Here is a 21,921-nt window from a genome sequence, read left to right on the forward strand (position 1 = left end):
TCTAGTTATTCCCAAACTTCTTCACTCTTTCCTCAGCATACTCAATCATATTCTCAGCCACTTCCGTATCATAGTCAAAACCCATCTTTTGAGCAAAGAATTGAGCTTCTTGATGAAAAAGTTGCATCGTAGCAAACAAAGACTGAGTAAGTTTCTCTATACTTGAAAAATCAAGTAGAGCAAAGAATTCCTTCTCTTTCTCATCAGGTAAATAGTTAAAGAGATACTTATAATTCTTTCCAATGTCGACCTTTCCCCTGTCACTTACCACTTGCCAAGTCAAGACCTTCAAGAGTTCTTGTTGACAAATACCGTAGAGATGGTCGGTCGCATAGATAAGTTGCTTTCGATAAATTCCTTTGATCACGTAGGCTGATACCCACCAAAATTCATTGCAAGAATTTTTAAAATCCGTCTCACTAGCTTGATGTATCCAGAAACGCTCTAGATTTGGGGAATAGGGTTCAAATAAATGTTCTGGGTCTTCCAAAACAGTGAATCCTGCCTCACTATCCACCCACTCCTTGATATGCTCTTTGGGGCAGAGGGTCAAATCAATGCGGTTACCATCCTCAAAGAGCATAAGAAATAAACGGCGATGTCCCAATCTAACCTCTTGCTCGATAATGCGTTTGCCAAACTGCTCCAACCAAGAAAGGTCGCTCGTCAGATTATCTAAATCATCCACGACATAGACCACGTCATAGTCTTGAAATTCATCTTTTGGGGCCTTTGGGTTTATCCGTGAACCAGACATGGCCACAGCTTCTACTTTTAAGTTTTTAGCAGTTTGTAAAATTACATCGAGCATTTCTGTTTCAGTTCTCATGTCAATACCCATTCATTAAAAAGTGACTTAAAACACTGTCGCTTCTTCCAGCGTAAACTTGACATTATCTTCAATCCACTTACGGCGTGGTTCAACCTTGTCTCCCATGAGGACATTGACACGGCGTTCGGCACGTGCTAGGTCTTCGATGGTGACACGGATGAGGGTGCGAGTTTCTGGATTCATGGTTGTTTCCCAGAGCTGGTCGGCGTTCATCTCACCGAGACCTTTATAACGTTGGAGTGTAGCACCTTTACCAAATTGTTTGCGGAGTTCTTCTAGTTCACCGTCCGTCCAAGCGTAGGCCACTTCTTCTTTCTTTCCTTTCCCTTTTGACATCTTGTAAAGAGGTGGAAGGGCAATATAAACATGTCCTGCCTCAACTAGCGGACGCATGTAACGGTAGAAAAATGTCAAGAGCAAGGTCTGGATGTGGGCACCGTCGGTATCCGCATCGGTCATAATAATAATCTTGTCGTAGTTAGCATCCTCAATAGAGAAGTCTGCTCCGACACCCGCACCGATGGTATAAATCATGGTGTTAATTTCTTCATTTTTGAGGATATCCGCCATCTTGGCCTTGGCTGTATTGATAACCTTACCACGAAGAGGCAGAATAGCCTGGAACTTGCGGTCACGGCCTTGTTTGGCAGAGCCACCGGCAGAATCCCCCTCGACTAGATAGAGTTCATTCTTGGCTGGATTCTTAGACTGGGCTGGGGTCAATTTCCCAGACAACAAGCCTTTGTCTTTTTTATTCTTCTTCCCATTTCGGCTCTCATCACGCGCCTTACGTGCCGCTTCGCGAGCATCACGCGCCTTGATAGCCTTGCGGATGAGGTTAGAAGCCAATTCCCCATTTTCCATAAGGAAGAAGGTCAACTTATCAGCTACAATCCCATCAACAACTGGGCGAGCTAGTGGACTGCCTAGTTTATCCTTAGTCTGACCTTCAAACTGAAGGTGTTCTTCAGGAACAAGAATAGAAAGAACGGCCGCTAGTCCCTCACGATAGTCTGAGCCTTCAAGGTTTTTATCTTTTTCCTTGAGAAGACCTGTCTTACGCGCGTAGTCATTCATGACCTTAGTGATAGCAGACTTGAGTCCTGTCTCATGTGTTCCACCATCCTTGGTGCGAACGTTATTGACAAAGGACAAGATGTTATCTGAAAATCCATCATTGTACTGAAGGGCGACTTCCACTTGAAAACCATTATCCTCACCTTCAAAATAGAGAACAGGCGTCAAGGTTTCCTTATCTTCGTTCAGATAAGAAACAAAGTCCTGAACCCCATTCTCATAGTGGAATTCAATCGCTTCATCTGTTCGTTTGTCCGTCAGAGATAAGGTCACATTTTTTAAGAGAAAAGCTGATTCATTGAGGCGCTCTGAAATGGTATTGTACTTGAAATCTGTCGTAGAGAAGATCGTCGCATCAGGCATAAACGTAACCTTGGTACCCGTCTTAGACTTAGGCGCCGTACCGATTTTCTTCAAAGTCATAACAGGTTTGCCACCATTTTCAAAACGTTGCTTGTAAACTACACCATCACGTGTGATTTCAACCTCCAGCCAACTAGATAGGGCATTAACGACGGAAGAACCCACCCCGTGAAGTCCACCTGATGTCTTATAACCACCTTGACCAAATTTTCCTCCGGCATGAAGGATGGTAAAGATAACCTCTACAGTTGGAATTCCCATAGCGTGCATACCTGTCGGCATCCCACGACCATGGTCTTGAACCGTTAAACTGCCGTCTTTATTAATGGTCACATCAATACGGTCACCAAATCCAGACAAGGCCTCATCAACAGCATTATCGACGATTTCCCAGACCAGGTGATGGAGACCAGCACCATCGGTCGATCCGATATACATCCCCGGACGTTTTCGAACCGCATCCAACCCTTCTAGCACCTGAATGGCGTCATCATTATAATTATTAATATTGATTTCCTTTTTTGACACAAGGAACCTCCTATTCGTTCATCTTTACTATTCTACAAGTTTTCTAAGGATTTTGCAAAATTTTTCTTTCTCCGCTGTGACAATTTCAGAAGAGATTCTCTGCCTTTCTTCTCCATTTCATGATATAATAGGAGTATGATTACAATAGTTTTATTAATCCTAGCCTATCTGCTGGGTTCGATTCCGTCTGGTCTCTGGATTGGACAAGTATTTTTTCAAATCAATCTGCGCGAACATGGTTCTGGTAACACTGGAACGACCAATACCTTCCGCATTTTAGGTAAGAAAGCTGGCATGGCAACCTTTGTCATTGACTTTTTCAAAGGAACCCTAGCAACGCTTCTTCCGATTATTTTTCATCTGCAAGGTGTTTCACCTCTTATCTTTGGACTTTTGGCTGTTATTGGTCATACTTTCCCTATCTTTGCAGGATTTAAAGGTGGTAAGGCTGTCGCAACCAGTGCGGGAGTGATTTTCGGATTTGCGCCTGTTTTCTGTCTCTACCTTGCGGTTGTTTTCTTTGGAACCCTCTATCTTGGTAGTATGATTTCACTGTCTAGTGTCACAGCATCTATCGCGGCTGTCATTGGAGTTCTACTCTTTCCACTTTTTGGTTTTATCCTGAGTCACTATGATCCTCTCTTCATCGCTATTATCCTAGCACTTGCTAGCTTGATTATCATTCGACATAAGGATAATATCACGCGTATAAAAAATAAAACTGAAAATTTGGTCCCTTGGGGATTGAACCTAACCCATCAACATCCTAAAAAATAAAACGTCAGTACAGTACTGACGTTTTTTGTATGCTTATTTTGATTTGATATAGTTGATACCATCTGCTTTTGGTGCAACTGCTTTCCCAAAGAAGGCTGCCAAGACAAGAATTGTCAAAACGTAAGGTGCGATTTGAAGGTAAACCGCAGGCACTCCTTGTAGGAATGGCAATTGAGAGCCGATAACAGCCAAACTTTGTGAAAGTCCAAAGAAGAGACTAGATAGCATGGCTCCGATTGGATTCCATTTCCCAAAGATCATTGCAGCAAGGGCGATAAATCCAGGTCCAACAATAGTTGTCACTGAGAAGTTAACTGAGATGGATTGAGCATAAATCGCTCCACCAATTCCACCTAGGAAACCTGAAATGATAACTCCTAAGTATCTCATCTTGTAGACGTTGATTCCCAAGGTATCCGCTGCTTGAGGGTGTTCACCGACAGAGCGGAGACGAAGACCAAAGCGAGTCTTAAAGAGAATAAACCAAGCAAGGAATGAGAAGGCAATGGCCAGATAACCAAGTAGACTAGTTGACTTGAAGAAGATATCACCAATGACTGGGATATTAGCCAAGACTGGAAAATCAAAGCGTCCAAAAGTCTGACTTAGGTTGTCGGTTTGTCCTTTGTTATAAAGAACTTTAACCAAGAAAACTGCCAAGGCTGGCGCCATTAAGTTCAATACCGTACCGCTGACAACATGGTCTGCACGGAAATGAACCGTCGCTGCTGCGTGGATGATAGAGAAAATACCACCAACCAATCCTGCTACAAGCAAGGATAGCCATGGAGTTGCTGCTCCAAATTGTTCAGCAAATTCAAGGTTAAAGACAACTCCAGAAAAGGCACCCATAACCATAATTCCTTCAAGGCCGACGTTTACCACACCACCACGTTCAGAGAAAACACCACCAATACTTGTAAAGATGAGGGGAGCTGAGTAAATCAGCATAGAAGACACCAAGAGGGTGAGCAAGGTTGTAATAGACATCTTTACTTACCTCCTTTAACTTGTTTTTTCGGTTTGACAAAGCGTTCGATAAGGTAATGAACACTGACAAAGAAGATAATAGACGCTGTTACAATGCTGACAAGCTCAGACGGTACCTGCGCCGCATTCATACCTGGGGCTCCAACTTGGAGAACACCAAATAGGAAGGCTGCAAAGAGAATACCAATTGGTGAGTTGGCCGCAAGCAGACTAACCGCCATCCCGTTAAATCCGACAGCTAAAGATGCCCCTTGAACATAGACGTTCTGGAAGGTTCCAAGCCCTTCAACAGCTCCACCAAGACCTGCCAAAGCACCTGAAATAATCATTGAGAGGATAATCGTTCTTTTTGCAGAAATACCAGCATATTCTGAAGCATGTGGATTAAGACCAACTGCACGAATTTCAAAACCAAGAGTCGTTTTCTTGAGCATGAACCAAATAACTACAACGGCAATGATAGCAAAGAAAATACCAATATTCATCCGTGAGTTACCAGTCAACTCAGACAACCAAGGTGTCTGGTAGGTTGCATTAGATCCAACACGAATGGTCGAATCTGTACTTTGCATGAAGTCTTTAGGGAAGGCATGGATAAAGGCATTCCCTACATACAAAACGATGTAGTTCATCATGATAGTTACGATAACCTCTGACGTCCCTAGATAGGCTCTCAGAATACCTGGAATAGCTCCGACAATTCCACCAGCAATCAAGGCAATCACGATGGTTGCTAAAATCATCAAGGGGCGTGGCATATCTGGATGCGACAAGGCAAACCAACCACTGAGAATCCAACCAGCCAAAGCCTGACCAGGAAGCCCAACGTTAAAGAAACCTGCACGACTGGCAACGGCAAAGCCAAGACCAATCAAGACCAAAGGCCCCATGGCGCGGAAGATTTCTCCAATCCCACGCAGACTACCAAAGGCTGTATAGAACAATTCTTCATAGCCCCAAATAGCGTCATAACCGAAGATCCACATGACAATGGCTCCGAGCAAAATTCCTAGGAAGACAGAAATCAAGGGAACCGAAATTTGTTGTAATTTTTTAGACATCACTCTTCTCCTTTCCCAAGTTTCCACCAGCCATCAAGACACCAAGTTCTTGTTTATTGGTTGTTTCTGGTGATACAATACCTTGAATCTTACCATCGTGGATAACGGCAATACGGTCTGAGACGTTTAAAATCTCATCCAATTCAAAACTGACAACAAGAACAGCCTTACCATTATCACGCTCTTCAATCAAGCGTTTGTGGATATATTCAATGGCACCGACATCCAAACCACGAGTTGGCTGGCTGACGATAAGGAGATCAGGATCTCGATCAATTTCACGAGCAATAATTGCTTTTTGTTGATTTCCTCCTGAGAGTGCAGCTGCAGGAACAAATTCGCTGGCAGCACGAACATCAAACTCTTCCATTAGCTTTTTAGCATAAGAAGTAATATTTGAATAGTTCAAAATTCCATTTTTACTATGTGGTTCTTTGTAGTAGGTTTGAAGGGCAATATTTTCAGAAATCATCATTTCCAAAATCAAGCCATCACGGTGACGGTCTTCTGGAACGTGCCCAACACTCAATTCTGTAATCTGACGTGGGGGCAATCCTACAATTGAATCTCCTTTTAGCTCAATGCTACCAGATTCAACCTTGCGAAGACCTGTAATGGCTTGAATCAGTTCAGACTGACCATTTCCATCAATCCCTGCAATACCAACAATCTCTCCAGCACGAACATCCAAGGAAAGATTTTTCACAGCTGGGACACCGCGATTTTCATTGACCACCAAGTCTTTAATAGACAAGACTACTTCTTTTGGTTGAGAGGCTTGCTTCTCTGTTTTAAAGGAAACAGAACGACCTACCATCATTTCTGCCAAATCAGCATTGGTAGCCCCTGCAATTTCGACAGTTTCAATTGATTTCCCACGACGGATAACTGTAACGCGGTCAGAAACTGCGCGAATCTCGTCTAACTTGTGGGTGATCAAGATAATTGATTTTCCTTCTTTGACAAGATTTTTCAAAATAGCCATCAACTCATCAATTTCTGATGGAGTCAAGACAGCCGTTGGTTCGTCAAAGATAAGGATATCAGCCCCCCGATAAAGGGTTTTTAAAATTTCTACACGTTGTTGGGCTCCAACTGAGATATCTGCTATCTTGGCAGAAGGGTCAACAGCTAAGCCATAACGTTCAGAAAGAGCCTTGATTTCTTTGCTAGCTCCAGCGATATCTAGCACACCATTTTTAGTCAATTCACTACCTAAAATGATGTTTTCAGCCACTGTGAAGGCTTCTACCAACATAAAGTGCTGGTGAACCATTCCGATTCCCAAGCTAGCCGCTTTAGATGGTGAATCGAGATTGACAACTTGACCGTTGACCACAATTTCACCACTAGTTGGTTCAAGAAGCCCTGCTAACATGTTCATGAGCGTGGACTTACCAGCCCCATTTTCTCCTAAAAGTGCATGAATTTCACCTTTTCGTAGGTGCAGGTTGATTTTGTCGTTGGCAACAAATTCACCAAACACCTTGGTAATATCACGCATCTCAATGACATTTTCGTGTGCCATGTGCTCTTCCTTTCAGAGTCTTATTTTATTTCAATAAAACTTGCTAGTTTGCCTAGTAGCAAGCTTTACTGAGACAAAATGACTTTGTCTCAACTCTTAAAAAAGCGGCCGAGGGCCGCTTCCTAAGAAATGACTTCCATCCATTATTTTTCAGGAACTTTTACGCTTCCATCAAGGATTTTAGCTTTAGCATCTTCAACAGCTTTTTTACCTTCTTCTGAAAGGTTTGTTACTGCCAAGTCAACCCCTTTATCTTTCAATGAGTAAACGATCACTTGACCGCCAGGGAATTCACCTTTTTCTGCTTTGTTAGCAATATCTTTTACAGTTGTACCAACTTGTTTCAAAGTAGATACAAGAACGAAGTTTGATTCTTTACCATCTTTAGAAGTGTACTTACCTTCTGCTACTTGGTCACGGTCAACACCGATAACCCAAACTTTTTCATTTTCAGGACGGCTTTCGTTGAGTGATTTTGCTTCTGCAAAGACACCAGCACCTGTTCCACCTGCTGCTTGATAAACAACGTCTGCACCAGCTGCGTATTGTGCTGCTGCAATTGTTTTACCTTTAGCAGCATCACCAAATGAACCTGCGTAGTCAACTTGTACTTTGATAGATGGATCTACTGACTCAACACCAGCTTTAAATCCAGCTGCAAAACGTGAGATAACTTCAGACTCAATACCACCTACAAAACCAACTTGTTTTGTTTTAGTTGTTTTAGCTGCTGCAACACCCGCAAGGTAAGCAGCTTCGTTATCAGCAAACGTTACGCTAGCAACATTCTTTTGATCTTTAATCACATCATCAATCAAGACATAGTTCAAATCAGAGTGGTCTTTTGCTGCTTCTTCAACCGCATTGTGAAGGGCAAAACCAACACCGAAGATTAGGTTGTAGCTTCCAGCCGCTTGTTGCAAGTTGTTAGCGTAGTCAGCCTCACTTGTTGATTGGAAGTAAGTGAAACCTTTATCTTTTGAAAGATTGTGTTCTTTACCCCAGTCTTGCAAACCTTCCCAAGCTGATTGGTTGAATGATTTGTCATCAACACCACCAGTATCAGTGACGATTGCTGCTTTTGTCTTCACATCAGAAGATGAAGCTGCGTTACGAGAAGAGCGGTTACCACATGCAGCAAGTCCAACTGCTGCCACTGCAACTAGACCAAGGCCTAGCCATTGTTTCTTGTTCATTACTGAACCTCCTAAATAAGATGTGCAACGATGTTGCAAGTATGGATTGGTTGGCCACAAGGACCGTGCCACTCAGAGAGCGACTCAGACTAGTTTAAGTCTGTAAAAGAGTATGGAAGTAACTCCCCGACCGTCATCTCGACCGTCGATTTATCTTTTGCGACTAAAGTCACTTTTAGATCTTGTTCAAAAAATTCGACCATTACTTGGCGACAAGCACCACATGGTGAGATTGGTTTTTCAGTCTGTCCATAGACAATCAATTCTGAAAATTCTCTTTGTCCTTCAGATATAGCCTTAAAAATGGCTGTTCTCTCACCGCAATTGGTCAAAGGATAGCTAGCATTTTCGATATTCACTCCCGTGTAAACACTTCCGTCTTTTGCCACTAAAACTGCTCCGATAGGAAAGTGAGAATAGGGGACATAGGCATGTTTGCTGGTTTCAATTGCTAGTTCAATCAACTCAGTACTCGCCATATGCCAATTCTCCTTTTAAAATGGCTACACCAGCTGACGTTCCGATACGGGTCGCACCTGCTTCGACAAAGGCAAGAGCATCTGCATAAGAACGAGCTCCACCAGCAGCCTTGACACCCATATCAGGTCCAACTGTTTCACGCATTAATGTAACATCTGCTATCGTAGCGCCACCAGTTGAAAAGCCAGTAGATGTTTTGACAAAATCAGCTTCCGCTTTTTGGGCTAATTGACAAGCCACAACTTTTTCTTGGTCTGTCAATAAGCAAGCTTCAATAATGACTTTAACCAACTTGTCACCACTTGATTCTACAACAGCACGGATGTCTGATTCAACCAAATCAAGATTTCCTGATTTGAGAGCACCAACATTGATCACCATATCAATCTCATCTGCGCCATTTTGGATAGCTTCTTTGGTTTCAAATGCTTTCACGGCTGAAGTTGTTGCTCCTAGTGGGAAACCAACCACTGTACAGACCTTGACATCTGTGCCTTCAAGCCCTTTTTTAGCATGTTCAACCCAGGTCGGATTAACGCAAACACTGGCAAAATCATACTCTCTAGCTTCAGACAACAAACAATCAATTTGTTTTCCTGTCGCATCTTGCTTCAAAAGCGTATGATCGATATATTTATTTAATTTCATATACGGATTCTCCTGTCGTTTATGAGATAATTTCTATAATTTCTCGTAAACTTTGCACCCTATCATTTATTTTAACATATTTTTGAAAATCTGTAACTAGCTGAGGAGAAATTTTTCCATTTGTGTATACTTTTGCCACAATTTCTCCCTTTTGAACGGAGTCTCCAACCTTCTTTTCAAAAACAATTCCAGTTTCATAGTCCAAATCATCAGTCTTGACTGCACGGCCAGCACCCAGTCTCATAGCATAGAGGCCAAATTCCATGGCCGGAAGAGCTGAAATGACACCTGTTTCCTGGGCAGGGATTTCCACCACATGGGACACATTGACTGGACGATAGAGATCTTCTAAATCTCCACCTTGAGCTTGCACCATCTCCTCAAACTTAGCAAGCGCTTGTCCATTTTCAAGATGTTGGCGAACTTCCTCAACTGTCTTGTTTACATTTGCCAGACCAAGCATAATCTGAGCTAATTCACAGATAAAGTGGGTAATATCCTGACGGCCTTGTCCTTGTAAAATCTCAAGTGCTTCAAGGATTTCCAGACGATTTCCAATCGCTCGTCCCAAAGGTTGACTCATATCCGTAATGACTGCTACCGTTTTTCTACCAACTGCCTTACCAAGTTCCACCATGGTTTGAGCCAATTCACGCGCCTCATCAACCGTCTTCATGAAGGCACCCTCACCGACAGTCACGTCTAGCAAAATAGCATCCGCTCCTGCCGCGATTTTCTTACTCATCACCGAACTCGCAATCAAAGGAATCGTGTCGACAGTTGCGGTCACATCACGGAGGGCGTAGAGAAGCTTATCCGCTTTGACCAGCTGATCTGATTGCCCAATGACAGATACTCCAATATCTTGCACCTGTGCAATAAAATCCTCTTGACTGCGTTCTACTTGATATCCCTTAATGGACTCCAATTTATCAATTGTTCCACCAGTATGACCGAGACCACGACCACTCATTTTCGCGACTGGAACTCCAAAGCTTGCAACAAGAGGAGCCAAAATCAAGGTCACCTTATCACCAACACCCCCAGTAGAATGCTTGTCAACCTTAACCCCATCAATAGCAGATAAATCAAACTCTTGACCTGTCTGAACCATTTTCATAGTTAGGTCAGAGATTTCTCGAGTCGTCATTCCTTTGAAATAAACAGCCATAGCAAAGGCAGACATCTGATAATCAGGAACAGTTCCTGACACATAGCCTTCAACTAGCCATTCAATTTCACTTGAAGTCAGCTCTTGACCATCTCGTTTTTTTTGGATTAAATCAACTGCTCTCATTCTTTCACACTTCTAAGGATATAGTATCCCTTATCTTTTTTGACGATTTCACAATTACCAAACACATCTTCCATCTTGGACTTGGCACTTGGAGCCCCTTGTTTTTTCTGTATAACGATGGTCAAATCTCCACCAATTTCCAAGAAATCTTTACTTTTCTCAATGATTTCATGAACCACTTGCTTGCCTGCACGGATAGGGGGGTTGGAAATGACATGGTCAAATTTTCCTTCCACTTGTTCATAAATATTAGACTGGAAAATCGTCGCTTCTACTTTATTTCGTTCAGCATTTTGTCGCGCCAAATCCAAGGCACGATTATTAATATCGACCATGGTCGCCTGAACTCCATAAGCCTTAGCTAAGGACAAGCCCAGAGGCCCATAACCACAGCCTACATCAAGGACAGTCTCACCTTGGTTGACCTCAAGACACTTGAGCAATAGTTGACTTCCAAAGTCAACCATTTTCTTGCTAAAAACACCCGCATCCGTCAAAAAGGTCATTTTTTGTCCCAACAACTCTACTCTCAACTCATGAATGTCGTGAGCAGCGTCAGGATTCTCTGCATAATACATTTTACTCATGAAACTATTTTACCATAATTTGACTTAAATTGTAAATCGTTTACAAATTGCTAATAAAACGAAAAAGACTGAAAAAGCTAGTCAAGAAGACCTTTTCTTCAATCTCTTTCAACACTTATAAGTAAATGATAAAGCATTTTAGAACTAGAAATATCATAGTCCAGATAAAAACAAAAAGTTTATCACCTATATTATTTCTAATGCTTAACATTCAAATACTTTATTATCAACAAAATTCCCAACAGGATGTTTAGATAAAAGCCCAACTGATACGTTTGTGTCAGGATTTCCCAACTTGTCCAAAGTCGTATCAAATCTTCCAGTGACATGCGGAAGAAATAACCCTCTGTAGCAATCCATAGGACTAAAAAGGCATAACTACCAGCAGCAAGCCATTTCGTCCACCGTTTTTTTAGGAAGAAAGCAAGCAAGAGCGAACAGATAAAGACAGCTGTTACAATAGCATGTTCCATCAAAAAAGTAAAACCGTAATAGATTTCCACAAAGCGTCTACCATTATCCGCATTCGCCCCTTTTAAAAAAGGTAGTGCAAAACTTAAAATAAAACAGAGTTCCAATATGTAATGTTTTAAGATTTTCATAGTACACCTCCTATATGTTGTGAACTAAAAATCCTCCTTTTATTAGCTCATAAATCAGTAGAATCTATCTCCTACTTCATCATTAAATTGTTCAGTCTCTATCTATCTCTATTATACGATATTTGATTACTATCATCAAGAAACCGCTTTATTTTTTTAGCTTTTTATGGTATGATAGACAAAATATCTAGGGGAAAACACATGACCAACGAATTTTTACATTTTGAAAAAATCAGTCGCCAGACTTGGCAATCTTTACATCGAAAGACGACACCTCCTTTGACAGAAGAGGAATTAGAATCCATCAAGAGTTTTAATGACCAGATTAGCCTGCAGGATGTAACCGATGTCTATCTTCCCCTAGCCCATCTCATCCAGATTTACAAGCGTACCAAGGATGATTTGGCCTTTTCAAAAGGGATTTTCCTTCAACGTGAAAGTAAATCCCAGCCTTTTATCATTGGAGTTTCTGGTAGTGTTGCCGTTGGAAAATCTACAACCAGCCGCTTACTTCAAATCCTACTATCCCGTACCCTTACAGATGCTACAGTTGAGTTGGTAACAACTGACGGCTTTCTCTACCCCAACCAGACCTTGATTGAACAAGGGATTTTAAATCGTAAGGGATTTCCTGAAAGCTATGATATGGAAGCTCTTCTCAACTTCTTGGACCGCATCAAAAATGGACAAGATGTGGATATTCCTGTCTATTCTCATGAAGTCTACGACATCGTACCTGAGGAAAAACAAAGCGTCAAAGCTGCAGACTTTGTAATTGTTGAGGGGATTAATGTTTTTCAGAATCCACAAAACGAGCGTCTCTATATCACTGACTTTTTTGACTTTTCAATCTATGTTGATGCCTCAGTAGATGACATCGAGAGTTGGTATCTTGATCGTTTCTTGAAAATGCTGAGCCTAGCCCAAAACGACCCTGATAGCTACTATTATCGTTTTACTCAAATGCCGATTGGGGAAGTGGAGGCCTTTGCTCATCAGGTCTGGACCAGTATCAATCTCACAAATCTGCAAAATTATATTGAACCAACTAGAAATCGTGCGGAAGTGATTCTTCATAAAACAAAGAACCATGAAATCGATGAAATTTACTTAAAAAAATAATTTTCCCTTGTCAAAACGTAAGTTTTCAGATATAATGGTATAGTTAGTAAATATGGAGGTAAGAACATTGGCAAACATTAAATCAGCTATCAAACGCGCTGAATTGAACGTTAAACAAAACGAAAAGAACTCAGCTCAAAAATCAGCTATGCGTACTGCTATCAAAGCTTTCGAAGCAAACCCATCTGAAGAACTTTTCCGTGCTGCTAGCTCAGCTATCGATAAAGCAGAAACTAAAGGTTTGATTCACAAAAACAAAGCAAGCCGCGACAAAGCTCGTCTTTCAGCTAAACTTGCTAAATAAGAAACAGTCCATAGAGGCTGTTTTTTTGTCTCCAAATTGGAAAAGATAGAAAATGAAAATCGCAATTATCGGATATTCTGGTGCTGGTAAGTCAACTCTGGCAACAACGTTATCTCACTGCTACTCCATCCCAAAACTTCACATGGATACACTCCAATTTCAACCCGGTTGGCAAGACAGTGACCGTGACTGGATGTTGGATGAGATGAAAAACTTTCTCACCAAGCATGAAGCCTGGGTCATCGATGGTAATTATTCTTGGTGTTTCTATGAGGAAAGAATGCAGGAAGCTGACCAAATCATCTTTCTCAATTTTTCCCCATTGACCTGTCTCTGTCGAGCCTTTAAACGTTACCTCACATACCGAGGCAAGGTCAGAGAAAGTATGGCAGCTGGTTGTCAAGAACAGTTTAATTGGGAGTTTATTCGATGGATTCTTTGGGACGGACGGAGCAAATCCGCCAAGGAACGCTACAAGTGGGTTCAAGAAACCTATCCAGATAAAGTTGTCATCCTCAGATCACAAAAGGAGATAGACCAATTTCTGGATAAGAAAAGGAAGTCCTCCAATTCATAAAGAAGGGCTTCCTTTTCTTGCTATAATTATTCTGCAATCAAAGTTTCTAATCCAACCTTCATCATATCGGTGAAGGTATTTTGACGTTCTTCTGCAGTTGTGTCTTCGTCAGGATTGACCAGGCTATCAGAGATGGTCATGATAGCTAGCGCATCAACATGGTATTGGGCAGCGAGATAGTAAAGCGCTGCTGCTTCCATTTCCACAGCCTTGACTCCCCATTTACCAAGTTCGATGTTCTTTTCAAAGTAGTTTGAGTAAAAGACATCAGAAGACAAAACGTTCCCAACGTGTGTGGTCATACCAAGTTCTTTGGCAATATGATAAGCCTTATCTAGCAAATCAAAACTAGCGATTTGTGGAAAATCGTACTGTGGCCAGTCATTACGGACGATGTTTGAGTTGGTTGCAGCTGCCTGCGCCAAAACTAATTCACGAACGTGAACATCTTCATTCAAAGAACCTGCAGTTCCCACACGGATCAATTTCTTCACACCGTAGTCTACGATCAACTCACGCGCATAAATCGAAATAGATGGCATCCCCATCCCAGTTCCCATGACAGATACACGGTGGCCCTTGTAAGTACCAGTGTAACCAAACATGTTACGCACTTCGTTAAAACAAACAGCATCTTCAAGGAAATTCTCCGCAATAAACTTAGCACGAAGAGGATCCCCAGGAAGAAGAATTTTATCAGCAATTTCACCCTGCTGAGCAGCAATATGGATAGACATAATATAAGATACCAAACCCGTCAAAAAGCAAAGGGAAAATAGGAGTTGGGTGCAGTGAGCGATGCTCGCTAGACCAACTATCTTTTTCCCACTGCTTTTAGGGTGGGTTCAATTCCTTTCTTTCTTAATTTTGATGATATTGAGAAGATTAGACCGGTTTCAATTCAAATCCGAACTCCCCTTCTCTTCTGAGTTTTTAGAAAAGTTTTCCGCTCGTGTTCAAATTAGAACATCTCGCTCTACCTTTCTTTTTTTATTTTTATATTTCATAGCTAGGAAAAATCGGATTCAACAATGACTCCGATAATCCTACTACATTTTTATTTAAAACAGTTATAAATAAATTGAGAGTATTTTTTTATCTTTTAAATCAAATCCTTGATTAGAAGAAATGGGCATTTCCTACCTAATTACTTTATTCTTTGACTTCTGACACAGTATGTTAGCCCAAGAAAAACGGTCTAATATTTTTGCAAATTCATAGGCTAAAACAGCTGTTACTAAGATATACGGAAGAGATTCTATACCTAGCCCAGTGAAGCCTATTACTAATCCAGTTGCAGACCAGGGAGCCCTCAAGGTCACAGACAAAAAGCAAACAGATCCCAAAAGCAAAATGCTTGGCTGGCTATCCCCACCTAGAATCATTCCAAAGAGAGCAGCTCCAGCCATCCCCAAGGCAAAAGATGGCGTAAGTGTACCACCATAGGCCCCTGCCCACAGAGTAATAAGAACAACTAATGCTTTTAATATAAACAAAAGGAGTACTGTTTTGCCATTGCTACCATTCAATACTTCCTGAGCCATCATACGTCCATTTCCAAGTAGATGTGGAAAATAACTTGCTAATCCAATAAGAAAAAGAAAAGCTGAGGGCAATGTTAGAAGTATTCGTTTATCTTTTATTCTGTTTGAAGACGCTGCCTTACTTAAGCGACCAAAAAGCCAAGCTAGTGGGGTTAAGAAAAGAAGTAATAAGGGAATAATCCATATTTGCTTTAATGACCATGTGATGACTGGAATCTGGTAGAGAGCCTGATCTGAAATAACCCAGCCTGCTATATAGGTTGAGACATAGGTAGTCAAACCGACTAAGACAAATCGTTTAATAGATAGATCAATTCCTAGGGTTTCAAAAACAAAGAAGACACTTGTTAATGGAACCTGATAGACAGCCGCTAAACCAGCACCAGCACCACAAGCAAGGAGAAAGATGCGATCCTTCATAGACAGTATACATATTTTTCCAATTGGCCCTGCAAATAGAGTTCCAATCTCTCGTGGCGCAGCTTCTTTACCAATAGGCGCTCCCCCTCCAACTGCAATGATCTGACAAATTGAATGAAATAGCTGTCTTAAAAAATGAAGCTTGTATTGTGAAGTCTCATCCTTCATCTGAGCTTTGATGGAATAAATCTTCGACCTTTTTTGCAAGAAGTACCAGACCAAGGATGAACCAAGACCCACAATTATTAAACTTAGTCCTATCCGTAACGAGGAAACTCCATCTGTCAAAAATCCAGTATGATGCTCTGACTGACCAAAAGCTAGCTCCTCCACCATCTCTAAAAGATAATGGAGAACTATACCAGATAAACCCGAAACTATTCCTTGCAGAATTACTGCTAGGAATAATCTAAAATTATAAGGAATCTTTCGAAAAATACTCCTCAATTCTATTAACATGATTACAATTCAGCAAGAATTGCTTTAAGCAAACCTTTGAAATCACCTTTAACACGTTCAGTCACTTCTACAACTTCTTCGTGGTTGAGTTCTTCTTGGAATCCAGCTGCAAAGTTAGTAATACATGAAATTCCTAGAACTTTCAAGCCAGAGTGGGCTGCTACAATAACTTCAGGAACAGTAGACATACCGACTGCATCAGCTCCCAGTGTCTTATAGGCACGAATTTCTGCTGGTGTTTCATAAGTCGGACCAGTAACACCGATATAGACACCTTCATCAAGTTTGATACCAAGTTTTTTAGCCACTTCATGGGCAGTAGCACGGTATTCTGGTGTGTAGGCCTTAGACATATCTGGGAAACGAGGACCAAATTCATCTAAGTTTTCACCCATCAATGGGTTTTGCCCCGTCATATTGATATGGTCTGAGATAGCCATCAAAGTGCCAGGCCCATAACCAATACCACCAGCTGCATTGGTTACAATGACACCTTCACATCCGAGGACTTTCATCACACGAACTGGGAAGGTCACAACTTCCAGAGGATTGCCTTCGTAGAAATGGAAACGACCTTGAAGAGCCAAGACCTTACGACCTGCAAGTTCTCCATATACCAATTTCCCAGCGTGTCCGACTACTGTAGAACGGCCCCAGTTTGGGATATCTGCATAATCTACTACAACTGGATTTTCGATTTCTTCTGCCAATTCTCCAAGTCCTGATCCAAGGATTAGACCGAACTCAGGCGCTAGGATACCCTTTTCTTTCAGGAAGGCAGCAGTTTCATTGATTTTATCTAAAAATGTCATTGTATGTCTCCTTTATTATTTTTTAGCATTTGACCGATTTTGTCGAAAGTTTTAGCATTACGAATGGTGATGTTGCGATAAAAAGGCATCTTGAGTAAGTATTTGTGATAGGCAGTTGCATAGTAGGATTCCTCAGAGAATTTCCCCCAGAAAATCCCAAGTCTTCCAAAATGAACGATTTCATCTTTCAATTCCAAACATTCAACTGTCTCAATGACTTGAACAACATCCAATCCCTCAGTGTAAAAGAGGAAATCCTTTCGTGCCAAATCTTTGATCCACCAATCTGGCAGATTATTCAGCTCTTCTTCATAATCTTCCTGACTCAGCAAAGAAAAGCTCTGAATAAATGGATAATGGACTGCAAAGAAAGCCTCTAACTTTTCAACCAATCGGACTTTGGGATCTGTCGAAGTAAAGAAAATATTGCCACTGTTGATGTAGGTTTCAACTTTTTCCAGTCCCAACTCTGTCAGTTCTTGCCGAAGCTCCGCCATGACAACTTTATTTTTCCCACCGACATTAATGCCCCGAACAAGTAAAGCATAGCGCGTCATCTTATACCAATTTATCTAAGAAACTTTCCCCAATCATGGCAGTTTCAACACCAAAGTTATCGGCAATAGTCGCTGAGATATCTGCAAAATGTCCTACTGGAATGACACCATTTCCTTTAAAGGCAGGGCTGTAGGCCAACAATGGAATATATTCACGAGTGTGGTCTGTTCCTGCATACGTTGGGTCATTTCCATGGTCCGCAGTAATCAAGAGAAGGTCGTTCTCTCTCATGGCTGCGATAATTTCAGGTAAGCGTTCATCAAACTCATGCAAGCAATCACGGTAGCCGTGAGCATTACGACGGTGGCCGTAAAGGGCATCAAAGTCAACCAAGTTTGTGAATGAGAATCCTTTTTCAAATTCAGCAAGGCCCATGGTCTTCAATAGTGTATCAATTCCATGGCTGTTTGACTTGTTGTGGCCCATGTCATGGTTGATACCAGCACCGTTAAAGATATCGTTGATTTTACCAACAGCATAAGTATCGATACCTGCTTCATTGAGTTTATCCAAAACAGTTGGTGCAAATGGAGATACGGCCAAGTCACGACGATTTGCTGTACGAGTGAAGTTACCTGGTTCACCTACATAAGGACGAGCAATGATACGTCCTAGAAGGGCTGGACGCTCAAGCGTAATCGAACGAGCGTATTCACAGATACGGTACAATTCGTCCAAAGGAATAATATCTTCGTGGGCAGCAATTTGCAAAACAGGGTCAGCTGAAGTATAGATAATCAACTCTCCAGTTTCCATCTGACGTGGTCCAAAGTCATCAATAACAGCTGTTCCTGAGTAAGGTTTGTTGGCTTCACGAATGATTTTTCGTCCTGAGAATTCTTCGATTTTTGTCAAGATTTCTTCTGGGAATCCGTTCCAGAAAGTATCGAAAGGCTCCGTAATGTTAAGTCCCATGATTTCCCAGTGTCCAGTCATAGTATCCTTACCAAGAGATACTTCCTCCAATTTTGTTGCATAACCTGTTGGATTGCTTTCAGCTGGAACAGTCTTAAGGGGAGTTTCACGAGGAATATTTCCTAGGCCGATTTTAGCCATGTTTGGCACATTCAAACCAACTGTTTTTGAAATGTGTCCCAATGTGTCAGAAGCCCCATCTGGAACCCCTGCATTGACAAAGTTATTAGCATCTGGTGCAGCACCAATTCCCACAGAATCTAGTACCACCAAGTGAATACGATTAAATTTTGACATAGTGTATCTCCTTATTATGTTGATTAGTTTGCTTTTGTTGAAGTTAAAATCTGAACCCCATCTCGTCCAGCAACGATGACCTTATCCACCATTTGGTTGAATAAACCGTGTTCTACGACACCAACGATATGGTCCAATTCTTGCCCGAAGGCAATTGGATCTTCAATGACATCCAAGGCAAGGTCAATGATAAAATTCTGCATATCTGTCACAAAACGTTGACCGTCTTTTTCACGGAAACTTGGTTTATAGCCAGCTCGCTCAAAACGACGAAATACTTGTTCTGCGCCATACTGAACTACTTCTACTGGCAATTTAAAAGCACCTAGTTTCTCGACCAGCTTGCTTTCATCCACTACCCAAATGTAGTCTTTTGAGGGCGTTGCAACAACCTTCTCCATCAGAAGGGCACCACCACCACCTTTGATTCCATTAAACTGACTATCCACTTCATCCGCCCCGTCGACTGTCACATCGACAAAGTCTACTTGGTCAATAGACTTGAGTGGGATATTAAGCCCTTCAGCCTGTTTACTAGTCACACTAGAAGTCGTTACAGCTGTAATCTGCAACCCTTCTTCCTTGATACGACGACCAATTTCTTCGACAAAATAATAGGCAGTAGAACCCGTTCCCAGTCCGACAATCATGCCATCATTGACAAATTCAGCAGCCTTGATACCTGCCATTTTCTTCAGATTTTCCACTCAAACACCTCCATTAAAGAGCTATTTCTATTATACCATGTATCCGTTTTTATTTCATGGATACACTAGAAAAAACCGAACATTTTTATTTTTATGTCCACCTTGTTTTGGTAGTTAGAATCTTAGTTATGAGAACTTGTAGATAAAAACAGGTCCTAGCCAAAAGCAACAACAGTTGATTTTTTATCATAAAGATGATTAAATAGTTAAGTACAGAAAAGGAGAAATAGAATGAACCCATTAGATTTGTTTAACCAAGTAAAAGAATTAATCGAAACAAAAGATTTCGAAGCTGCAAAAACATTTGTTGCAGAAAATCAAGAACAGCTTGGAGAATACTTCTCCCAAGCTCAGCAGTTGATTTCTGGTTCAGAAGGTATAGATGGCCTCGTTGGAAAGATTAAAGGATTTTTCTAAAAGATATAAAGGCGCCTGAAACGATCAGGTGCCTTTTTGAGATATTTTTTTCATTATTTTGGGAAGATGACTGCTGATTTCCGTCGGCAAGACCACATAATTTTCTTGAGATAGTTCTAGGGCTATGGCTGAATGAAGATGGGTCGCTACTATCACACGTTCATAGAGACTGGCCTGTCGGAATTGGCCTGCAAATCCTGCAATCATTCCAGCAAGAGTATCTCCCATTCCCCCAGTCGCCTGATAGGGACCGCCAACCTGTAACTGGTAATAATCAGATTGGCCAGCTTGCCAAATACGAGTAGCTGGACCTTTTTCTACCAAAATTGTTCCTTGAGGGAAAGAAGTCAGGGCACTAGCTGTTGCATCTTCGCTTTGATTTTCAATCGTAATACCAGACAGCTTTTCCCATTCTTTTTGGTGGGGAGTTAGGATAAGCTGATTAGATAGAAATGATAAACTTGTTCTAGCAAGAATGGTCAGGGCACCACCATCTACAATCAAAATCTGTTTTTGGCTTAAATTAACAAAGACTTGTTTGACTAGATCTTCTCCAAAAGCATCGTCTTGTAAACCAGGCCCCAGCAGGACAACTTCTGCCTTCTCCAATTGCTCTTTTAACAATTGCTGGTCTTGAAGAGAAAAGGCCATAGCCTCAGGTAAATGACTGTGCAAAGCTGGGATATTTTCCCTATCTGTTCCAACAGTCACCAATCCTGCACCGCTTTTTACAGCTGCTAAAGTAGCCATGATGATGGCACCACCATAAGGATAGGTACCACCTAGCAACAGCAAACGACCGTAGTTTCCTTTATGACTTGCACGAGAACGTTCAATAATGACTTTTTCTAGTAAGGTTTGATCAATAACTTTCATCGTTTTTTCCTCAACTATCCTTTATCTGATTGTTTTAAAACAACTTGATAGACTTTCTTAGTCCACTCTTCTAAGTCTTCTCCAGCATATTCAAGATAATGCACCCTATCTTGTATTTTAGTTGGAATAATATTTTCAAATTGGCTCTTATTATGAGTTGGAATAATGCAAATATATAACTCACTAAATAAATTCAACATGTCCTTAATTTTTGCAACATGGTAGCCATCAAAAATATAACCAGTAAGTTTAATCAAATCTGTATAGATAAAATGAAAACTCACTCCAGGAATAAACTTGTCTTGTAATTCTTTCTCTGAAGGAGCTCGACCTAATAAACGTTCCATCGCTAATCGATAACCAGAACTTGTATTTGACCACCCTAACATGACATAGTCAAAATAATCTATCGGATCCGATGCAGCATTTCGACTATCCAAAACCAACTCCTCAGCATCTCGCCCAAAGGCTTTCACAGCAGACAAGAGCTGGCCTGTTTTAAATATAGAAATTGCTGCATCTATAGTCGTAGTATGACTACAGTAGTCTGAAGTCACTAAGCTCTTATATAGATCATAAGTCGAGGCTACTATTTTATCTGTAGGGGTAAATGGTGGCAGAAAGGAATGCTGAAAGATGTAATCTAAAACCTCTTTTTTTAAACAAGAATCAGCACACTCAATATTTGTTTGACGTTTATGAAGCTTTTCGTAAGCTATAAATTTAGCAATTTTTTCTAATTCCCATTCTTGAATATTTGGATAATCAATCAGTGCTAAGTAGTATATTCCATCCCATTGTAAACTATATTCCCCATTATAAATTTTTAAAATCATCTAATCACCTCACTCCATTATACAACAAAAAGGAGGCGCATACCTCCTTTTATAAACTTATTTCTAAAATTTAATATTCATTTCTGCCATTTTAGATATAGCTATAGAAAA

At 41.1% G+C, this 21,921-nt stretch carries 24 protein-coding genes; 5 read left to right on the plus strand and 19 right to left on the minus strand.

Translation table 11 applies throughout. From position 1 onward, the window contains the following. Position 1: 1 nt before the first annotated feature. Positions 2–829, minus strand: coding sequence for an aminoglycoside 6-adenylyltransferase (locus OCF96_RS01295; protein WP_254753700.1), 828 nt, complete (start codon positions 827–829; stop codon positions 2–4). Between the two features lie 27 nt (positions 830–856). Beyond that, complete coding sequence (gene parE, locus OCF96_RS01300) at positions 857–2,800, minus strand: DNA topoisomerase IV subunit B (RefSeq protein ID WP_261445292.1); 1,944 nt, start codon at positions 2,798–2,800, stop codon at positions 857–859. Positions 2,801–2,935: 135 nt separating this feature from the next. On the opposite strand from parE, the gene plsY reads away from it, so the two are divergent. Beyond that, positions 2,936–3,577, plus strand: a complete 642-nt coding sequence (gene plsY / locus OCF96_RS01305) for a glycerol-3-phosphate 1-O-acyltransferase PlsY (protein ID WP_033683461.1) — start codon at positions 2,936–2,938, stop codon at positions 3,575–3,577. A 33-nt stretch (positions 3,578–3,610) separates the two neighbouring features. On the opposite strand, the gene OCF96_RS01310 is transcribed toward plsY, so the two are convergent. From OCF96_RS01310 to OCF96_RS01350, 9 genes are all read right to left on the minus strand, one after another. Then, positions 3,611–4,567, minus strand: a complete 957-nt coding sequence (locus tag OCF96_RS01310) for an ABC transporter permease (RefSeq protein ID WP_023940960.1) — start codon at positions 4,565–4,567, stop codon at positions 3,611–3,613. Between the two features lie 2 nt (positions 4,568–4,569). Next, on the minus strand, positions 4,570–5,628 hold the full coding sequence (locus OCF96_RS01315) for an ABC transporter permease (RefSeq protein ID WP_049550861.1): 1,059 nt from the start codon (positions 5,626–5,628) through the stop codon (positions 4,570–4,572). After that, the gene (locus OCF96_RS01320; RefSeq protein WP_033684970.1) at positions 5,621–7,156 is read right to left on the minus strand and encodes an ABC transporter ATP-binding protein; all 1,536 of its coding nucleotides are present in this window, start codon (positions 7,154–7,156) and stop codon (positions 5,621–5,623) included. The genes OCF96_RS01315 and OCF96_RS01320 overlap by 8 nt, the downstream gene beginning before the upstream one ends. 143 nt (positions 7,157–7,299) lie before the next feature. Beyond that, complete coding sequence (locus OCF96_RS01325) at positions 7,300–8,352, minus strand: BMP family lipoprotein (protein ID WP_033681961.1); 1,053 nt, start codon at positions 8,350–8,352, stop codon at positions 7,300–7,302. Between the two features lie 89 nt (positions 8,353–8,441). After that, entirely contained in the window at positions 8,442–8,831 is a 390-nt protein-coding gene (locus tag OCF96_RS01330) for a cytidine deaminase (RefSeq protein ID WP_261445323.1), read from the minus strand. Next, positions 8,818–9,480, minus strand: a complete 663-nt coding sequence (gene deoC / locus OCF96_RS01335; protein WP_261445324.1) for a deoxyribose-phosphate aldolase — start codon at positions 9,478–9,480, stop codon at positions 8,818–8,820. Before deoC ends, OCF96_RS01330 begins: the two co-directional genes overlap by 14 nt. A 19-nt stretch (positions 9,481–9,499) precedes the next feature. Next, a complete protein-coding gene (locus OCF96_RS01340) occupies positions 9,500–10,777 on the minus strand; it encodes a pyrimidine-nucleoside phosphorylase (RefSeq protein ID WP_261445327.1) in 1,278 nt (425 codons plus the stop codon). After that, on the minus strand, positions 10,774–11,364 hold the full coding sequence (locus OCF96_RS01345; protein ID WP_315898941.1) for a class I SAM-dependent methyltransferase: 591 nt from the start codon (positions 11,362–11,364) through the stop codon (positions 10,774–10,776). Before OCF96_RS01345 ends, OCF96_RS01340 begins: the two co-directional genes overlap by 4 nt. A 197-nt stretch (positions 11,365–11,561) precedes the next feature. Continuing rightward, on the minus strand, positions 11,562–11,966 hold the full coding sequence (locus OCF96_RS01350; protein ID WP_261445334.1) for a hypothetical protein: 405 nt from the start codon (positions 11,964–11,966) through the stop codon (positions 11,562–11,564). Between the two features lie 201 nt (positions 11,967–12,167). On the opposite strand from OCF96_RS01350, the gene coaA reads away from it, so the two are divergent. The 3 genes from coaA (at position 12,168) to OCF96_RS01365 (ending at position 13,969) form a co-directional block, all read left to right on the plus strand. Next, positions 12,168–13,088: a type I pantothenate kinase gene (coaA, locus tag OCF96_RS01355; protein WP_000180516.1), complete on the plus strand. Its 921-nt coding sequence runs from the start codon at positions 12,168–12,170 to the stop codon at positions 13,086–13,088. A gap of 67 nt (positions 13,089–13,155) precedes the next feature. Further along, entirely contained in the window at positions 13,156–13,392 is a 237-nt protein-coding gene (gene rpsT, locus OCF96_RS01360) for a 30S ribosomal protein S20 (protein WP_001274000.1), read from the plus strand. Positions 13,393–13,444: 52 nt separating this feature from the next. Then, positions 13,445–13,969 (plus strand): DNA topology modulation protein, encoded by a 525-nt coding sequence (locus OCF96_RS01365; protein ID WP_143952236.1) that lies wholly within the window; start codon positions 13,445–13,447, stop codon positions 13,967–13,969. Positions 13,970–13,995: 26 nt separating this feature from the next. Here the strand turns inward: OCF96_RS01365 and deoD are convergent, their stop codons facing one another. The 6 genes from deoD to rpiA all read right to left on the minus strand — a co-directional run bounded on the left by deoD (position 13,996) and on the right by rpiA (position 19,681). Continuing rightward, positions 13,996–14,706 carry a purine-nucleoside phosphorylase gene (gene deoD / locus OCF96_RS01370; protein WP_049524900.1) on the minus strand — a complete coding sequence of 237 codons (711 nt, stop codon included), beginning with the start codon at positions 14,704–14,706 and terminating at the stop codon, positions 13,996–13,998. 402 nt (positions 14,707–15,108) lie between these two features. Then, the gene (locus tag OCF96_RS01375; RefSeq protein WP_143952238.1) at positions 15,109–16,392 is read right to left on the minus strand and encodes a chloride channel protein; all 1,284 of its coding nucleotides are present in this window, start codon (positions 16,390–16,392) and stop codon (positions 15,109–15,111) included. Positions 16,393–16,394: 2 nt separating this feature from the next. Next, entirely contained in the window at positions 16,395–17,204 is an 810-nt protein-coding gene (locus OCF96_RS01380) for a purine-nucleoside phosphorylase (RefSeq protein WP_000143375.1), read from the minus strand. Further along, entirely contained in the window at positions 17,201–17,761 is a 561-nt protein-coding gene (locus OCF96_RS01385; protein ID WP_261445350.1) for a DUF1697 domain-containing protein, read from the minus strand. The genes OCF96_RS01380 and OCF96_RS01385 overlap by 4 nt, the downstream gene beginning before the upstream one ends. 1 nt (position 17,762) lies before the next feature. After that, on the minus strand, positions 17,763–18,974 hold the full coding sequence (locus OCF96_RS01390; protein ID WP_261445351.1) for a phosphopentomutase: 1,212 nt from the start codon (positions 18,972–18,974) through the stop codon (positions 17,763–17,765). 23 nt (positions 18,975–18,997) lie between these two features. Continuing rightward, positions 18,998–19,681: a ribose-5-phosphate isomerase RpiA gene (gene rpiA / locus OCF96_RS01395; RefSeq protein WP_143952242.1), complete on the minus strand. Its 684-nt coding sequence runs from the start codon at positions 19,679–19,681 to the stop codon at positions 18,998–19,000. Positions 19,682–19,912: 231 nt separating this feature from the next. On the opposite strand from rpiA, the gene OCF96_RS01400 reads away from it, so the two are divergent. Continuing rightward, on the plus strand, positions 19,913–20,098 hold the full coding sequence (locus OCF96_RS01400) for a hypothetical protein (RefSeq protein WP_143952243.1): 186 nt from the start codon (positions 19,913–19,915) through the stop codon (positions 20,096–20,098). Between the two features lie 24 nt (positions 20,099–20,122). Here OCF96_RS01400 and OCF96_RS01405 read toward each other — a convergent pair whose 3' ends face one another. Next, a complete protein-coding gene (locus OCF96_RS01405) occupies positions 20,123–20,974 on the minus strand; it encodes an NAD(P)H-hydrate dehydratase (RefSeq protein ID WP_261445358.1) in 852 nt (283 codons plus the stop codon). A 14-nt stretch (positions 20,975–20,988) separates the two neighbouring features. Further along, on the minus strand, positions 20,989–21,810 hold the full coding sequence (locus OCF96_RS01410) for a phosphate ABC transporter ATPase (RefSeq protein WP_261445360.1): 822 nt from the start codon (positions 21,808–21,810) through the stop codon (positions 20,989–20,991). Between the last annotated feature and the right edge of the window lie 111 nt (positions 21,811–21,921).

The organism is Streptococcus mitis (genome assembly GCF_946190065.1).
Taxonomy (GTDB): Bacteria; Bacillota; Bacilli; order Lactobacillales; family Streptococcaceae; genus Streptococcus; species Streptococcus mitis_DE.

Bases quoted from the DNA above. Each gene is read 5' to 3' on its own strand.
- coaA (WP_000180516.1), top strand. From the start codon at position 12,168: ATGACCAACGAATTTTTACATTTTGAAAAAATCAGTCGCCAGACTTGG.
- OCF96_RS01365 (WP_143952236.1), top strand. From the start codon at position 13,445: ATGAAAATCGCAATTATCGGATATTCTGGTGCTGGTAAGTCAACTCTG.
- OCF96_RS01400 (WP_143952243.1), top strand. From the start codon at position 19,913: ATGAACCCATTAGATTTGTTTAACCAAGTAAAAGAATTAATCGAAACA.
- OCF96_RS01375 (WP_143952238.1), bottom strand. From the start codon at position 16,392: ATGTTAATAGAATTGAGGAGTATTTTTCGAAAGATTCCTTATAATTTT.
- OCF96_RS01330 (WP_261445323.1), bottom strand. From the start codon at position 8,831: ATGGCGAGTACTGAGTTGATTGAACTAGCAATTGAAACCAGCAAACAT.
- OCF96_RS01385 (WP_261445350.1), bottom strand. From the start codon at position 17,761: ATGACGCGCTATGCTTTACTTGTTCGGGGCATTAATGTCGGTGGGAAA.
- plsY (WP_033683461.1), top strand. From the start codon at position 2,936: ATGATTACAATAGTTTTATTAATCCTAGCCTATCTGCTGGGTTCGATT.
- deoC (WP_261445324.1), bottom strand. From the start codon at position 9,480: ATGAAATTAAATAAATATATCGATCATACGCTTTTGAAGCAAGATGCG.
- OCF96_RS01295 (WP_254753700.1), bottom strand. From the start codon at position 829: ATGAGAACTGAAACAGAAATGCTCGATGTAATTTTACAAACTGCTAAA.
- OCF96_RS01310 (WP_023940960.1), bottom strand. From the start codon at position 4,567: ATGTCTATTACAACCTTGCTCACCCTCTTGGTGTCTTCTATGCTGATT.
- OCF96_RS01405 (WP_261445358.1), bottom strand. From the start codon at position 20,974: ATGAAAGTTATTGATCAAACCTTACTAGAAAAAGTCATTATTGAACGT.
- OCF96_RS01320 (WP_033684970.1), bottom strand. From the start codon at position 7,156: ATGGCACACGAAAATGTCATTGAGATGCGTGATATTACCAAGGTGTTT.
- OCF96_RS01410 (WP_261445360.1), bottom strand. From the start codon at position 21,810: ATGATTTTAAAAATTTATAATGGGGAATATAGTTTACAATGGGATGGA.
- OCF96_RS01315 (WP_049550861.1), bottom strand. From the start codon at position 5,628: ATGTCTAAAAAATTACAACAAATTTCGGTTCCCTTGATTTCTGTCTTC.
- OCF96_RS01325 (WP_033681961.1), bottom strand. From the start codon at position 8,352: ATGAACAAGAAACAATGGCTAGGCCTTGGTCTAGTTGCAGTGGCAGCA.
- deoD (WP_049524900.1), bottom strand. From the start codon at position 14,706: ATGTCTATCCATATTGCTGCTCAGCAGGGTGAAATTGCTGATAAAATT.
- OCF96_RS01350 (WP_261445334.1), bottom strand. From the start codon at position 11,966: ATGAAAATCTTAAAACATTACATATTGGAACTCTGTTTTATTTTAAGT.
- OCF96_RS01390 (WP_261445351.1), bottom strand. From the start codon at position 18,974: ATGTCAAAATTTAATCGTATTCACTTGGTGGTACTAGATTCTGTGGGA.
- OCF96_RS01340 (WP_261445327.1), bottom strand. From the start codon at position 10,777: ATGAGAGCAGTTGATTTAATCCAAAAAAAACGAGATGGTCAAGAGCTG.
- OCF96_RS01380 (WP_000143375.1), bottom strand. From the start codon at position 17,204: ATGACATTTTTAGATAAAATCAATGAAACTGCTGCCTTCCTGAAAGAA.
- OCF96_RS01345 (WP_315898941.1), bottom strand. From the start codon at position 11,364: ATGAGTAAAATGTATTATGCAGAGAATCCTGACGCTGCTCACGACATT.